This window comes from Streptomyces chilikensis (assembly GCF_001642695.1).
Classification (GTDB): domain Bacteria; phylum Actinomycetota; class Actinomycetes; order Streptomycetales; family Streptomycetaceae; genus Streptomyces; species Streptomyces chilikensis.
Map to the genome: position 1 here is coordinate 457794 of NZ_LWCC02000005.1, position 15000 is coordinate 472793.

General features: G+C 73.4%; 13 protein-coding genes. 3 read left to right on the top strand and 10 right to left on the bottom strand.

Translation table 11 applies throughout. From position 1 onward, the window contains the following. Positions 1-3: 3 nt before the first annotated feature. From A2U95_RS02215 to A2U95_RS02225, 3 genes are all read right to left on the bottom strand, one after another. Positions 4-1203, bottom strand: coding sequence for a hypothetical protein (locus A2U95_RS02215; protein ID WP_166020551.1), 1200 nt, complete (start codon positions 1201-1203; stop codon positions 4-6). A 229-nt stretch (positions 1204-1432) separates the two neighbouring features. Further along, positions 1433-3787: a glycoside hydrolase family 65 protein gene (locus tag A2U95_RS02220; RefSeq protein ID WP_166020552.1), complete on the bottom strand. Its 2355-nt coding sequence runs from the start codon at positions 3785-3787 to the stop codon at positions 1433-1435. Further along, positions 3784-4590: a beta-phosphoglucomutase family hydrolase gene (locus A2U95_RS02225; RefSeq protein WP_166020553.1), complete on the bottom strand. Its 807-nt coding sequence runs from the start codon at positions 4588-4590 to the stop codon at positions 3784-3786. Before A2U95_RS02225 ends, A2U95_RS02220 begins: the two co-directional genes overlap by 4 nt. A 227-nt stretch (positions 4591-4817) precedes the next feature. Here A2U95_RS02225 and A2U95_RS02230 point away from each other — a divergent pair, with 227 nt between their 5' ends. Beyond that, on the top strand, positions 4818-7196 hold the full coding sequence (locus tag A2U95_RS02230; protein WP_166020554.1) for a SpoIIE family protein phosphatase: 2379 nt from the start codon (positions 4818-4820) through the stop codon (positions 7194-7196). 129 nt (positions 7197-7325) lie between these two features. Here A2U95_RS02230 and A2U95_RS02235 read toward each other — a convergent pair whose 3' ends face one another. After that, positions 7326-7811, bottom strand: a complete 486-nt coding sequence (locus A2U95_RS02235) for a flavin reductase family protein (protein WP_166020555.1) — start codon at positions 7809-7811, stop codon at positions 7326-7328. A gap of 37 nt (positions 7812-7848) precedes the next feature. Continuing rightward, a complete protein-coding gene (locus A2U95_RS02240) occupies positions 7849-8679 on the bottom strand; it encodes an ATP-grasp domain-containing protein (protein WP_166020556.1) in 831 nt (276 codons plus the stop codon). Positions 8680-8788: 109 nt separating this feature from the next. Between A2U95_RS02240 and A2U95_RS02245 the strand changes: the two genes are divergently transcribed. Together A2U95_RS02245 and A2U95_RS02250 are read left to right on the top strand one after the other, a co-directional pair. Further along, positions 8789-9499, top strand: coding sequence for a TetR/AcrR family transcriptional regulator (locus A2U95_RS02245; RefSeq protein WP_166020557.1), 711 nt, complete (start codon positions 8789-8791; stop codon positions 9497-9499). 103 nt (positions 9500-9602) lie between these two features. After that, entirely contained in the window at positions 9603-10025 is a 423-nt protein-coding gene (locus A2U95_RS02250; RefSeq protein WP_166020558.1) for a Zn-ribbon domain-containing OB-fold protein, read from the top strand. Positions 10026-10097: 72 nt separating this feature from the next. Here A2U95_RS02250 and A2U95_RS02255 read toward each other — a convergent pair whose 3' ends face one another. The 5 genes from A2U95_RS02255 to A2U95_RS02275 form a co-directional block, all read right to left on the bottom strand. Further along, positions 10098-10301, bottom strand: coding sequence for a hypothetical protein (locus tag A2U95_RS02255; RefSeq protein ID WP_166020559.1), 204 nt, complete (start codon positions 10299-10301; stop codon positions 10098-10100). 66 nt (positions 10302-10367) lie between these two features. Continuing rightward, the gene (locus A2U95_RS02260; protein WP_166020560.1) at positions 10368-11081 is read right to left on the bottom strand and encodes a L,D-transpeptidase; all 714 of its coding nucleotides are present in this window, start codon (positions 11079-11081) and stop codon (positions 10368-10370) included. A 226-nt stretch (positions 11082-11307) separates the two neighbouring features. Continuing rightward, on the bottom strand, positions 11308-11937 hold the full coding sequence (locus A2U95_RS02265) for an MBL fold metallo-hydrolase (RefSeq protein ID WP_166020561.1): 630 nt from the start codon (positions 11935-11937) through the stop codon (positions 11308-11310). After that, complete coding sequence (locus A2U95_RS02270; RefSeq protein ID WP_166020562.1) at positions 11934-13022, bottom strand: S-(hydroxymethyl)mycothiol dehydrogenase; 1089 nt, start codon at positions 13020-13022, stop codon at positions 11934-11936. The genes A2U95_RS02265 and A2U95_RS02270 overlap by 4 nt, the downstream gene beginning before the upstream one ends. 142 nt (positions 13023-13164) lie before the next feature. Then, positions 13165-14625, bottom strand: coding sequence for an aldehyde dehydrogenase family protein (locus A2U95_RS02275; RefSeq protein ID WP_166020563.1), 1461 nt, complete (start codon positions 14623-14625; stop codon positions 13165-13167). Positions 14626-15000: the final 375 nt, after the last annotated feature.

Genomic DNA, 15000 nt, shown 5'->3' on the forward strand with positions numbered 1-15000 from the left:
CGGTCACCCCTGCCGCATCGCCGGGTCGGGGTGCTCGCCCTCGGTCACCAGGCGGTACTCCCGGCCGAACATCGCGCGGTGCTCGTCGATCACCCGCTCGCTCGCGGGCTCCTCGCCCCCGTGGATGTCGGCCTGGAGCTTCTCGAACCGCTCGTGGGCGTCGCGCACGTAGCCCGTGCCGAGGGTGGTGAGGTCCATCTGCGTGGCCAGGAGCTCGCGGAGGTAGGCCTTGTTGGGCTCGAAGGTCATGACATCGGGCAGCTGCGGCGCCAGGATCTCCTCCGGCTCGCGGCCGTCGTGCCGCCGCATCAGGTCGCAGGCGATGCGCAGGTGCTCCAGCTCCATGTTGAGGTGGAGCTCCCAGATCGCCTTCACCTTGGGGTCGGACTCCTGCTCCATGAAGGAGTGATACAGGTAGCACTCGTTGTACTCGTGGTTGACGAGCTGCTCCCACCACGTCTCCCCCGGGTCGACCAGCGACTCGTAGTGGGTGACGTGCTCCTCCTCGATGAGCCCGATCTCCTGGTAGAGCTGGCGGGCGATGGGCTCCATGTAGGTGGGGCCGACGTTCATGTAGAAGTTCATCGTCTGCTGCTCCGTCGACATGATCGTCAGCGCGTGCAGCTTGGAGAGCGGGTCGGTCCGCGTGCGGTCGTACGGGTCGCGGACGTTGTCGGCCGGGTGGCGGTGGTGGTACTTCGTCGGCCGGCCGGGCATGACCTCGGTGAGCTGGTCGACGATGGCCTCCGCCTTGCGGTGCTCGATCATCTCGTACAGGTTGGCGTACCGGTAGAGGTGGTCGAAGTCCTCGAGCACGCCGAACTGGTACGCCTGCTCGAGGTACGGGTCGGGCTCCATCCGGGCGACCCATGCGGTCAGGTCGACGGCCACCTGCTCGTAGGCGATGGTCGTCTCGAGCACCGAGGCGACACCGGGGAGCAGCCAGTTGACCGCCTTCTGCTGCTGGTGCTCGATGTAGCGGACCTCGGCGAGCTGCCGCTTGATCTCGGGGTCGGGGCAGTGCCGGGCCATCTGGTGGCTGAAGAGGATCGCCTCCACCTCGATGCCGTTCATGGTGATGACGCGGCAGCGGGTGTAGGGGTCCCCGTGGTCGGGGTCGACGGGTTCCACGTCGAGTTCGCGCCAGTTGCGCAGTTGCCGGTCCAACGGGATGCCCCGTTGTTCGAGCGGGTTGAAGGTCACGGGTGCTCCTGGGGGTGGGCCTCGTCCCGGCCCGTCGTGGAGGTGACGAAGCCGGTCGTCCGTCATGCTGGGCGCCGGGTGCCACCGGAGGGCGGGTCCACGCCACGGCCGGCCGGGCGTTCATCCGTTCGGGGCAGTGGGGTCGCGGCCGAGTGGCGGGATCCGCCCGGGAGGACCTTCGCGGGCGGTCCCGTCGCCCGGGGGGCGGCGGGCGACGGGGCCGCGGGGGTCAGCGTCCGCCGTTCGGGGGGCGGTGGGGAGGCTGTTCGGGGGTGGGGCGGTGGACGGGGCTGGGGACGGGGCGGACGACGGGGCCGCCGCCGTTGGCGGTGACCCTCACCGGCGTGCCGTGGTGCCGGATGGTCAGCGGCCGCCCGCTCACCAGCCGGTAGGCCGCCGTCTCCTGGGTGATCTCCACCCGCAGGCAGCGCCCGAGCACCTGGAGGGTGAACGCGAGCCGGCTGAACTTCTCCGGCAGCCGGGGCGAGAACTCCAGCTGGTCGCCCCGCTGGCGCAGCCCTCCGAACCCGGCGACCAGTGCCAGCCAGGCTCCCGCCAGGGAGGCGATGTGCAGGCCGTCGCGGGCGTTGTGCTCCAGGTCGTCGAGGTCCATCAGCGCCGCTTCGGCCGTGTAGTCGTAGGCGAGCCGCAGATGCCCGGCGCGGGCCGCGATGACGGCCTGGCAGCAGGCCGAGAGGGAGGAGTCGCGGACGGTCAGCGGCTCGTAGTAGGCGAAGTTCCGGGCGATCTGCTCCTCGTCGAACATGTCGTCGCAGGTGTACATGGCCAGGACCAGGTCGGCCTGCTTGATGACCTGCTTGCGGTACAGGTCGAAGTACGGGAAGTGGAGCAGCAGCGGGTACTGGTCGGCGCCGGTCTTCTCGAAGTTCCAGCGCTGGTGGCCGGTGAACCCGGCCGACTGCTCGTGGACCCGCAGCTCCTCGTTGTAGGGGATGTGCATGGCCGACGCGGCGTCCCGCCAGCCGGCGCTCTCCTCGTCGTTGACGCCGAGCCGCGCGGCCTGGTCGGCGTGGCGCTCCACCGCGTCGGCGGCGGCGAGCAGGTTGGCCCGGGCCATCAGGTTGGTGTAGGCGTTGTCGTCGACGACGGCGCTGTACTCGTCGGGGCCGGTGACGCCGTCGATGTGGAAGTTGCCGTGGTGGTCGTGGTGGCCGAGCGAGCGCCACAGCCGCGCCGTCTCCACCAGCAGTTCGAGGCCGACCTCCTGTTCGAAGCGACTGTCCCCGGTGGCCGCGACGTAGCGCACCACGGCGGCGGCGATGTCGGCGTTGACATGGAAGGCGGCGGTGCCGGCCGGCCAGTAGCCGGAGCACTCGGAGCCGTCGATGGTCCGCCAGGGGAAGGCGGCCCCGCGCAGTCCGAGCGTGGCCGCGCGCTCCTTGGCGACCCCGAGGGTGTTGTGCCGCCATCGCAGGGCCTCGGCCACGGCCTTGGGCGAGGTGTAGGTGAGCGGCGTGAGCACGAACGTCTCGGTGTCCCAGAAGGCGTGCCCGTCGTAGCCGGACCCGGTGAGCCCCTTGGCGGGAATGGCGCGCTCCTCGGCCCGGACTCCGGCCTGCAGGACGTGGAAGAGGGCGAAGCGGACGGCCTGCTGGATCTCCTCGTCGCCGTCGACCTCGACGTCGGCGCGGCCCCAGAAGTCGGCGAGGAACTCCTCCTGCTCCTTGAGCAGCCCTTCCCAGCCGCTGTGCCGGGCGGCGGCGAGGGCCGCGTCGACCTGGTCGCTCATGGCGGGCAGCGAGCGGGTGCGGGACCAGCCGTGGGCGACCACCTTGTGCACCACCAGGCGCTGCCCGGGCGCCAGGACCGAGGTGACGGTGAGCCGGGCGAGGTCGTCCTCGCTCTCGCTGTCGGTGACGATCGGCTGGTGTCCGGTGATCACGTGGTCGGCGGCGACGGCGACCCGGATGCCGCTGCGCCGGGTCCGGTGCACCAGGCGCAGCCTGTTGCCCGAGGCGAAGTTCTGCTCCGGCTCCAGCGGGGACTGGAGCGCCCTGGCCGCCCGGGGATCGCTGTCGGTGCCGTCGGGGAGCTGCTCGTTCGCGACCAGTTCGGACTGCAGGACGACGCGCACCCGGGCGTCGACCGGTTCGACCTCGTAGGAGACCGCGGCGATGGCCCGCTGGGTGAGGGAGACCAGGCGGGTGGAGCGGATCCGGACCCGGGAGCCGGCCGGGGACACCCAGTCGCAGCTCCGCTCCAGCACGCCGCGGCGCAGGTCCAGCGTGCGCTCGTGGGCCACCAGCCGGCCGTGGCGCAGGTCGAACGGCTCGTCGTCGACGAGCAGCCGCAGCACCTTCCCGTTGGTGATGTTGATCACCGTCTGCCCGGACTCGGGGTAGCCGTAGCCGGCCTCGGCGTAGGGCAGCGGGTGGAGTTCGAAGACTCCGTTGAGGTAACTGCCGGGCAGGCCGTGCGGCTCTCCCTCGTCGAAGTTTCCGCGCCAGCCGACGTGGCCGTTGGAGAGCGCGAACACCGATTCGCTCTGGGCGAGGACGCCCAGGCTGAGTTCGGTCTCGCGGACGGTCCAGGGTTCGACGGCGTACGACCGCTGGGTGATCACCCGCCGCCTCCCGGGGTGTCGGTCGGCACGGCGGCCCGGGCGGGCCCGCCCGGGCCGGCCGGTCCGTCCGGACCGCCGAGCTCGCCGAGGTCCTCGACCACGACGTCCGCGCCGTGCGCGCGCAGGGCGTCGGCCTGGCCCACCCGGTCCACGCCGATCACCCGTCCGAAGCGTCCGGCCCGGCCGGCGTCCATGCCGGCCAGGGCGTCCTCGAACACGGCGGCCTCGGCCGGCCGCACGCCGAGGTCGCGGGCGGCGGCGAGGAAGGTGTCCGGCCTGGGCTTGCCCGGCAGGCCGCGCTCGGCGGCGGTCACCCCGTCGATCCGGACGTCGAAGAGGCCGACGGCGTCCACGGCGCGGAGCACGTCGAGGCAGTTCTTGCTGGAGGACACGATCGCGGTGGCGAGCCCGCGGGCGCGCACCGCCCTGATGTAGTCGAGGGTGGTGTCGTACGCCTCCACCCCGCCCTCGCGGATCCTGCGGAGCACCAGCTCGTTCTTCCGGTTGCCGAGCCCCTGCACGGTCACGGCGTCCGGGGGGTCGTCCGGGGATCCCTCGGGGAGCGTGATGCCGCGTGAGGCGAGGAAGGCGCGCACCCCGTCGGTGCGCGGCAGGCCGTCGACGTACTCGTCGTAGTCGTGCGCCGCGTCGAAGGGCCGGTAACCGGCCCCGTCCCGTTCCTTCAGGAAGGTGTCGAAGGTCTCCTTCCAGGCCGCCGCGTGCACCACGGCGGTACGCGTGACGACGCCGTCGAGGTCGAACAGGCAGGCCCGGATCTCCGGGGGAAGGCCGAGGTCGGTCATGCCGACCACCTTCCCACCGGGCGTGGATCCTTGCCTGCCGGCTTTACCCGGAGTGGGGTAAAGCGGACGACCGGACGTTTTCCGGCCACGTCTTCCCGCAGGGGCGGAAGGGAGGATTCCGCGCCGTCCCGGAGCCGGGCGGGAGAACAGGGCCCGAGGTCCCCGGCAGACGCCCTGACGTGGGCGTCCGCGTGATCTCGTCGCACCCGGTGTGCCATGCTCATCACGTGACGACCGATCCTGCCCCCGCCGCCGAGGCCGGCGCCGTCCCCGATGTGGTGGCGCCCGAGGCTGTGCTGGAGCGGGCCAAGGGCGTGATCATGGCCCTGACCGGCAGCACCGCCGACGAGGCGCACGCGGAGTTGCTCCGCCGGGCCCGCGCCGCGGGACGCACACTGCTGGACGAGTGCTGGACCACCCTGGACGGGACGGCGTCGGGCCGGCCCTCCTCCGCGGCCGGCACGGCCGTCCGCCGGATGCCCGCGGTGCCCGCTCCCGCTTCGCCGGCCGCCCATGGGGACGCTCCCGCGGCGTGGGGGTCCGCGCCCGCCCCGGCCGAGGACGCCAACGCCGCCGTGCTGCGGCGGGTGGGCCGTGCCCTGGTGCGGGTCCGCACCCCGATGGAGCTGGCCCGCCGGCTGCGCGAGCAGCTGGCCGACAGCGTCGGCGCGGACGCCGTGGTCGTCTTCTCCGCGCTGCCGGACGGCGGCCTCAAGCTGACCGGTCACGCCGGTCTGGGGAGGGGGCCGGCCGCCCGGTGGCGCCGCGATCCGCCGGGTGACGGCAGCCCGGTGGCCGAGGTGGTCCACACCCGCGAGCCGCTTTGGCTGGAAAGCGCCGCCGGGAGCGAGGGCCGTCCGGCCCGTCCCGGCGTTCCGCCGGGTCCGTGGGGTTCCCACGCGTGGCTGCCGATCGGCACGGGCGGCGGGCCCGCCGCCGCGCTCGGCGTGCTGCGCGGCCCACGGGCGCCGTTCGCTCCGCGGACGCGCGAGCTGCTGCGGTCGGTGGCCCGGCTGTGCTCAGGGCCGCTCGGCTCCTTCGACGCCCGGCCGCTGCCCTTCGAGGACGTCTCGCTGCCGACGGTGCGGGCGGTGCTGGACGCGCTGCCCGAGGCGGTGCTGGCGCTGGCCCCGCTCCGGTCGGTCTCCGGCCTGGTCGAGGACTACCGCATCGAGGCGGCCAGCCCCGCCGTGGTCGGGCTGACCGGCCTCAGCGGCCGGTCGCTGGTGGGCGTCCGGCTGCTCGAGTCGTTCCCGGCGCTGGCCGACGAGCACACCTGGGAGGGCCTGCGGCACACCCTGGCCACCGGGGAGCCCTACGAGGGCGAGCCGATGGCCTATCCGTCGCCGGACGGCGACGCGGCGGAGCTGCCCACCTTCTCGGTGCGGGCCCGGCGGCTGGGCGACGGCCTGATGGTGACCTGGTCCCGGTACGAGATCGCCGAGCGTCAGGAGCAGCGCCTGTCCGACGTGCAGCGCCTGGGCAACCTGGGCTGGACCAACTGGAACCTGCTGACCGGCGAGGTGAACTGGTCGCCGCAGGTCTTCAGGATCTTCGGCCGCTCCTCCGCGGACGGCCCCGTCCCCTACGGCGACCTGCCCGGCCTCGTGGTGGCGGAGGACCGGCCGGTGCTCCGCCGTGCCGTGGACGTCCTCGCCGCGGAGGGCCGGGCCTTCGACGTGCCGTTCCGGATCCGCACCGCCGGCGGCGTGCGCCACCTGCGGGCCGTGGCCGAGGCGGTGACGGACCCCCAGGGCACGCCGGTGGAGGCGCACGGCTTCGTCCAGGACCTGACGGCGCAGCGCAGTGCCGAGCTGGCGCTGGTGGAGAGCGAGCGGATGATGCTCACCCAGCACGGCATGCTGCGGGCCGAGCGGAGTCTGGCCAGCCGCCTCCAGCAGGCGCTGCTGCCGCTGCCGCACGAGCCGGTGCGCCCGGGCGGGCTGCGGGTGGACGTCGCCTACCTGCCCGCGCAGTCCGGGATACAGGTGGGCGGCGACTGGTTCAGCGCCATCGAGCTGCCCGACGGGGACGCCCTGTGCGTGGTGGGCGACGTGGCCGGGCACGGCATCGACGCGGTGGCCACCATGGCGCAGCTGCGGTTCACCGCCAAGGGCATGGTGATCACCGGCTCCTCGCTCACCGGTGCGCTGTCCCGGCTGAACGCCCTGCTGCTGCACACCGGGGAGCCCCGCGCCACGGCCACCATGGTGCTGGCCCGCTACGACCCGCGTGAGCGGAGGCTGGTGTGGGCGCAGGCGGGCCATCCGCCGCCGCTGCTGCTGCGCGACGGCGAGGCGCGGTTCCTGAAGCGGCCCACGGGCATGCTGCTGGGGGCGGTGGAGAACCCGCCGTTCCAGGAGGCCGAGTGCCTGCTGGAGCCCGGCGACCGGATCCTGCTGTACACCGACGGACTGATCGAACGGCCCTCGGAGGGCATCGACGCCGGCCTCCAGCGGCTGGCCCGCGCGGCCACCGGCCACGACGAGCAGCCGGGGTCGGCGTCGCTGGGGCCGCTGCTCGCCGAGATGCTGCGGGGCGAGCGGCGCGACGACGTCTGCGTGCTGGACATCCGGGTGATGCCGGAGGAGGAGCCGAAGGCCTGAGGGCGCGTCCCGGCCTGGCCGCCCTGTTCGGCGGGCAGGACGGGACGCGCGCCGCGGGCGGGACGCGCTTCCCGCCCGCGTGGACACCCGGTCCCGGACGGGACGCGCCTCCCGCGCGGCCTCCGCGTCTCAGGCGGGGTGCCCGGGCTCGACGTCCGAGACGTCCTCCAGCCTGAGCAGGCGCCCCCGTGCTCCGGGGCGCTCACCGCCCTGCTCGGGCGCGAGGACGTGGGCGACGTGGTCGCCGGTGTCGAAGCGCCGCTGGACGACGCCGACCGTCCAGGCGGCCGCTGCGGTGAGGACCGCGCTGCCGCCGGGGCCTTCCCGCCATTGCGCGCGGGCGAACTTGTCGGTGTCGTCACCCGTCTCCCCGCCGAACAGGGCGGCCAGGCCGTGCTGGTCCGGGGTGAGCAGGTGGACCGTCAGGCGTTCGGCCCGCAGCGCGACGCGGTGGGTGTGGTTGGCCTTGGAGATCCAGACGGTGAGCCGGGGCGGGTCGATGGAGCACTGGGTCCAGAACCCGACGAGGCAGCCGGACCGTTCCCCGTCGGCGACGGCGGTCACCACGCACATGTCGGGATTGAGCCGCTTCATGAACGCGTCGGTGGATCGCATGCGTGCCATGCTGCCCCGGAACGGGGTGCCCAACCGCTCAGCCCCGGTCGAGCAGGCGGCGCAGAGCGGCCTTGAGGGCGTCGACGAACGCGTCGCGGCGGGCGGCGGGGAGGGCGTCCAGGGACAGGTACGGGTTGAGGTCCTCCAGTTCGACCAGCAGCAGCGTGCCGTCGGGGGCGCGGCAGGCGTCGACGCGCTGGATGCCGTGCGAGACGGTGTTCCACTCGACGAAGCTGCGGGCGAACTCCAGGTCGTCGCCGGTGGGCTCGTAGGGGACGAGTTCCCAGCGGCGCTCCGGGTCGGGGGCGTGCAGGGCGTACTGGAACGCGTCGTCGACGAAGTAGAAGGAGACCTCGTACCGGAAGTCGATCCGGGGCTGCACCAGGACGTCGCCGTACTCGACGGCGTCGAGCTCGTCCGGCGCGACGACGCGCAGCCCCACGGAGTCGGCGCCGAGCCGCGGCTTCACCACGTAGGCGTCCGCGCGCGGCAGACGGCCGAGGTCCTCGGGCCGGTCGACGGTGGGGATGACGGGACGGCCCGCGGCGGTGAGGTCGAGCAGGTACTGCTTGCCCGCCATGTCCCCCCTGCCCGTCAGCTCGTTGTAGACGCGGGTCCCCGCGGACAGGGCACGGTCCCGGAACTCGCGGTGGGCGGCGAGGTGGCCCAGCACGGGGCCGCTGTTGCGGACCAGCACGGCGTCGAAGGAGTCCATCAGCGCCGCGGCCTGCCGGGGGGGGCAGAGGGCGACGTCGAAGTCCTCCGCCAGCCGGGCGGAGAGGTGGATGTCCTCGTCGCAGTAGCGTCGTCCCGCGGCGGGGTAGGCGAGGTCGGTGACGTGCAGGAGCCGGGGACGGGCGGGCGGCATGGGCTACTCCTCGAACGGGCGTCTACGCAGGTCAACCTAGCCGGTGCACTCCGTTCCCCGATGAGGGGACCCAGTACCGCGTGAGGGGTTCGGTGCTACGTTTCGCGGCATGAGTTCCCCGTCGAAGCCGCCGATGCGTGACGCGCTGGTCGAAGCCGCCTTCCGGCTCTTTCTGGAGCGCGGGTACGAACAGACGACGGTGGAGGACATCGTCACCCTGGCGGGGGTGGGCCGCCGTTCGTTCTTCCGGTACTTCCCCTCGAAGGAGGGCGTGGTCTTCCCCGACCACGAACGCCGGCTGGCCGAGGTGACCGGCTTCCTCGCCGCCGGCGGCGAGGGCGAGGACCCCGTGGCGCGCGTCTGCGAGGCGGTCCGCCTGGTGCTGCGCCTCTACACCGACAACCCCGTCTTCTCGGTCCAGCGTTACCGGCTCACCAAGGAGGTCCCGGGCCTGCGCGCCTACGAGCTGTCGGTGGTGTGGCGCTACGAGCGGACCTTCGCGGGCCACCTGCGCGAGCGGCTGGCGGACCGGCCGGACGGGGCGCTGCGGGCCGACGTGATCGCGGCCGCCGTGGTGGCCGCGCACAACAACGTGCTGCGCTCCTGGCTGCGTTCGGGGGGAGAGGGTGACGCCGGGGCCGCGGCGGACCGGGCGCTCGCCTACGTGCGCGAGGCGTTCGGGGACGGTGCGGGCCGGGGGGACGAGCGGGACGAGGACGTGGTCGTGGTGGTGTCGCGGCGCGGGGCGCCGATGTGGCGGGTGGTGCGGGAGATCGAGTCCGCGCTCGGACCCGGGGAGCGGTTCCCGGACCGGCCGTGAAAAGAGGCGGTACGCAGTGCCTTTACCTGTGGCACTGGGTGCCATACGCTGTGCTCGCGCGCGGGGGCGCCGCGCGCTCGGGATCTCGTCCGCGCGCAGGGAGATGACAGTCGTGTTCCAGTCAGGATTCACCTCGCACCCGGCCGCCGGCTCTTCCGCGACGGGTGTGCTCGACCACGGCACCCAGGAGACCGAGGGCCTCAGCTACCAGAGCTGCACCTGGTGCGGCACCGCCATGTACCACAAGCTGCTGTGCCCGGTCTGCGCGGGCAGCGAGCTGCGGACCGAGCGCAGCGCGGGCGCCGGAACGGTGCTGCGGTCGACCGTGGTCCACCGGAACACCCCGTCGGCCCGGAACGTCTCGCTGATAGAGATGGCCGAGGGATTCGTGGTCCGCGGCCGGGTGACCGGACCGCCGGCGGGCGTGCACACCGGCGACCGGGTGCGGCTGATCACGGCGAAGGACCCGGTGCGGGGCGAGCCCGTCTTCCAGCTCACCGACGACACGCACCGGTCCTGGCACTGACGGCGCCGGACCGGCGGCGGGTCCGGTCTCCACGCCCCCGCGGCGCGGGGACACGGGCGGCGGGCGAGGGGCTCAGGAGGCGCGGGCCGGGCACCGGCGGGGCTTGGGCCGCGGGGTCGCAGCGGCCCACTCCCCCACCAGACGCTGATACCTGCGGCGCTGCTCGTGGTCGAGCCGCCCGCCGGACTTCATCAACAGGTCCCGGATCTCCTCGTTCACCTCGGCCGCCGAACGAAGGCGGGCGGTTTCAGGAGTGGTGGACATGTTGTGAAGCATACGGCGGAAGCCGGGGGGACGATGTGAGCAATCCGACGGAAACGCGCAATGCGGACGTGGTTCTGATCACGTGCCGGGCTTGCGGCCCCACACGTACACCTCGTCGCCGGTCCGGAGCAGGTTCCAGTACTTCTCGGCGTCCCCGGGCATCATGTTGACGCATCCGTGCGAGCCCGGAGGGCTCCAGACGCTCACGCGGACGGAGTGGAACGCCTGGCCGCCGTCGAAGAACTGGCTGTAGGGCATGGGCACGTCGTAGAGGGTCGAGACGTGGTCGATGTTCCGCCACGAGATCCTCTTGAGACCGGTGCGGGTCTCGTAGCCGTCGCTTCCGGTGCGGACGGGGACGGGCCCGTACACGAGCTTCCTCCCGTCCTGGATCCAGCTGAGCTGGCGGGTGAGGTCGACGCAGGCGATGCGGCCCTTGTCGGCGGGGCAGCGCCCGTCCTCGTCCGGGGTGGCGCCGGCGGCCCGCTGCCGGTTCATGAGGTCCATCACGCCCCGGGTGACCGGCCCGGCGAAACCGGCGCTGGGGGTGATCAGGTGCTCCTCCTGGAAGGCGCGGATCGCCTCGCAGTCGGTGCGCGACTGCCGGCCGTCCACCGGCAGGCCGAGGAAACGCTCGGCCTCCTTCTGGTGGGGGCCCGTGCCGGCCGTGCAGGCCGCGGCGGCGGACGCGCTCCCGTCCGCGGCGGCCGGGGCGGCGCCGACGGTCAGTGCGAGCGGTGCCGCGAGCAGCGCGGCGAGCAGGGCTGCGCCCCGTCTGCGGATGTCCCCCATGGCCCAGGGCCTTTCTCGTTCTGTGACGTCCCGCGTTCTGTGACGTCCCGGTCCCGCCGACACGGGCGCGCGCCCCGGGAGGCGGTCCCGGGGCGCGGCACGTCGGCGGAGAAATGATGACATCACAGAACGGGCGCGCCGTGAACGGGGCGGGTACCGGTACGCCGCGCGGGCGGTCCCGTTCACCGCCCCGGTCGATCGGCGCGCCGGGGCCCGGCCGGCCGGATCAGTGGCCCCGGGCGATCCATTCGCCCAGGTGAGGGGCCTCTTCGCCGATGGTGGTGCCGTCGCCGTGGCCGGTGAGGACCTTGGTCTCCGGCGGCAGCGTGAGCAATTTCTCGCGAATGGATTCGATGATGTCCGGGAAGCTCGACCAGGACCTGCCGGTGGCTCCCGGCCCGCCCTGGAAGAGGGTGTCGCCGGTGAACACGACTCCCAGCCCGACGGCCCACAGGCAGACGGCGCCCGGGGCGTGGCCGGGGGTGTGGACCACCTTCAGGTCGGTGCCGGCCGTCTCGATCCGCAGGCCGTCCTCGAGCCAGGCGTCGGGCAGCCGGTCGGGGTGGGTCTGCTTCCACAGGTGCAGGTCGTCCGGGTGCAGCCAGATCGTCGCCCCCGTGCGCTCGGCGAGCTCGGGCGCCGCGCCGATGTGGTCGTTGTGCGCGTGGGTGCAGATGATGCCGGTCAGCCGGCGGTCGCCGACCGCCTCGAGGATCGCCTCCGCGTCGTGCGCGGCGTCGATCACCACGGCCTCGTGGTCGTCGCCGACGATCCAGACGTTGTTGTCCACGTCCCAGGTGCCGCCGTCCAGGCTGAACTGCCCGGAGGTGACGAGGTGTTCGATCCGCGCGGTCACGGGAGGACCACCACCGAACGCAGCACGTCGCCGTGGTGCATGCGCTCGAACGCCGCCTCCACGTCGGTCAGTCCGACGGTCTCGGTGACGAACTTCTCCAGCGGCAGACGGCCCTGGAGGTGCAGGTCGACCAGCATCGGGAAGTCGCGCGAGGGCAGGCAGTCGCCGTACCAGGAGGACTTCAGGGAGCCGCCGCGGCCGAAGACGTCGAGCAGCGGGAGCTCCAGCTTCATCTCCGGGGTGGGCACCCCGACCAGGACGACGGTGCCCGCCAGGTCGCGGGCGTAGAAGGCCTGCCGGTAGGTCTCCGGACGGCCGACCGCCTCGATCACCACGTCGGCGCCGAAGCCTCCGGTGAGTTCGCGGATCGCCTCGACGGCGTCCGTCTCCTTCGAGTTGACGGTGTGGGTGGCGCCCATGGTGCGGGCGGTCTCCAGCTTCCGGTCGTCGATGTCCACGGCGATGATCCTGGCGGCGCCCGCCAGGTTCGCCCCGGCGATCGCCGCGTCGCCGACGCCGCCGCAGCCGATCACCGCGACGCTGTCGCCACGGCCGACGCCGCCGGTGTTGATGGCGGCGCCGATGCCGGCCATCACGCCGCAGCCGAGCAGTCCGGCGACGGCGGGAGAGACGGACGGGTCCACCTTGGTGCACTGGCCCGCGGCGACCAGGGTCTTCTCGGCGAACGCCCCGATGCCCAGGGCGGGGCTCAGCTCGGTCCCGTCGGCGAGGGTCATCCGCTGCCGCGCGTTGTGGGTGTCGAAGCAGTACCAGGGGCGGCCGCGCAGACAGGCACGGCAATGGCCGCACACCGCGCGCCAGTTGAGGACGACGAAGTCGCCGGGAGCGACGTCGGTGACGCCCTCGCCGACGGACTCCACCACGCCGGCCGCCTCGTGACCGAGCAGGAAGGGGTAGTCGTCGCTGATGCCGCCCTGCTTGTAGTGCAGGTCGGTGTGGCAGACGCCGCAGGCCTGTACCTTCACGACGGCCTCGCCCGGTCCCGGGTCGGGCACCAGGATCGTCTCGACACGCACCGGCTCGTTCCTGCCCGGGGCGACTACGCCGCGTACTTCCTGCGCCATGGAGTGACCTTTCGTCGGGGACGTGGACCGGGTTCCGGCCTCCCCACGGTACGTCACGGGAATGAGGACGCGCCGCAGATGGTGGCGACGTCGCGCAGGTCAGCGGCGTGGGCCCGCCCCGGGCGGGGCGGGCCCGGTCCCGTCAGAAGGGGTAGTGGGCGTGCTCGGTGGCGACCGTCACCCAGCGGGTGGCGGAGAACGCCTCGATGCCCCAGCGTCCGCCGAAGCGGCCGTAGCCGGAGTCCTTGACGCCGCCGAACGGGGCCTGCGGCTCGTCGCCCACCGACTGGTCGTTGACGTGGACGATGCCGGTGCGTATCCGCCGGGCCAGCTTGAGGCCGTGGGTGGCGTTCTCGGTGATGATGCCGCAGGTGAGCCCGTTGTCCGTGTCGTTGGCGAGCGCGACGGCCTCGTCGTCGGTCGCGAAGCCCCGCACCACGCAGACCGGGCCGAAGGCTTCCGCGTGGTGGAGGTCGGCGTCCTCGGGCACACCGGTGAGCACGGTGGCGGGGTGGACGGCGCCCTCCGGCTCGCCCCCGCCGGTGAGGACGGTGGCGCCCTTGTCGACGGCGTCCCGGACCAGGGCGGCGACGCGGCGGGCGGCGTCGGCGGTGACCAGGGGGCCGATCACCGTCTCGGGGCGCGTCGGGTCGCCGGAGGGCAGCGCGGCGACCTTGGCGGCGAACCGCCGGCAGAACTCGTCGACGAGCGACTCGTGGACCAGGACGCGGTCGCCCGACATGCAGATCTGGCCGGCGTTCATGAAGACGCCGAAGGTGGCCGCGTCCACGGCATAGTCGAGGTCGGCGTCCTCCAGCACGATGACGGAGTTCTTGCCGCCGAGCTCCAGGACGGCCGGCTTGAGGTGCCGGGCGGCGTGGGTGCCGATGATCCGGCCGACTCCGGTCGAGCCGGTGAAGTTCACGGCCCGCACCCGCGGGTCGGCGATCAGCGTCTCGGCGATCTCGGCCGCGTCCTCGCGCGCGTTGGTGACGACGTTGACGACGCCGTCCGGCAGGCCGGCCTCGCGCAGCACGTCGGCGACGAACAGGGCACAGGCGACCGGGGCGTCCTCACTCGCCTTGACCACCACGGTGTTGCCCGCGGCGAGCGGCGCGGCGACGGCCCGGACGCCCAGGATCACGGGGGCGTTCCACGGGGCGAAGGCGGCCACCACGCCCAGCGGCTCGCGGACCGCCATGCCGAGCACTCCCTCCTGCTGGGAGGTGAGCACCTCGCCGCGCGGCGCGGTGACCGCGGCCGCCGCCTCGCGCAGGATGCCGGCGGCGAGCCCGGCGTTGAACATCGCCCAGGGACGGGTTCCGCCGGCCTCGTCCGCCATCATCCCGGCGACCTGCTCCGCCTTGCCGTCCATGACGTCGGCGGCCCTGAGCAGGATGGCGCGGCGGGCGAAGGGGGACAGCGCCGCCCATCCGCCGAAGGCGGCCTCCGCCGCGTCCACCGCGCGCCGCACGTCCTCGGGCCCGGCGGCGGCGACCCTCGCGTACACCTCACCGGTGAACGGATTGACGTCCTCCTCCGTCCGTCCGGAGGCGGCGGGCACGTCCTTGCCGCCGATGAGCAGGTCACGGGTGAGGGTCATGGTGCGATTCCCGTCGGTCTGGATGTACACGGATCCGCTGGGTGAACACGCGTTCACCTGCCCGGGCATGCTCCGTTCCGCGTCGAGGCAAAGTCAAGGCGCCGCCGGGCGGGGCCCGCGGGCGGTCGCTCACCACCACGGCGGCGGACGACCGGTCACGCACGCGCCGTGACCGTCCGTCACCGCGGGACTCCCGTGCGGGAAATCTGCACACCCGCTTCCCCAACCGGGCACCGCCGGCACCCTCCGCGCCCCGCGGGCGCCCCGCCGCGGTCCCGAATGCCCCGTTCCGGCCGGCGCGCCGGAGAAGGGCCTGCGACCACCGCGTGCCGCTTGTGTGGGAGAGATCCCCGCCCGGTGACGGGCCGTTCACGC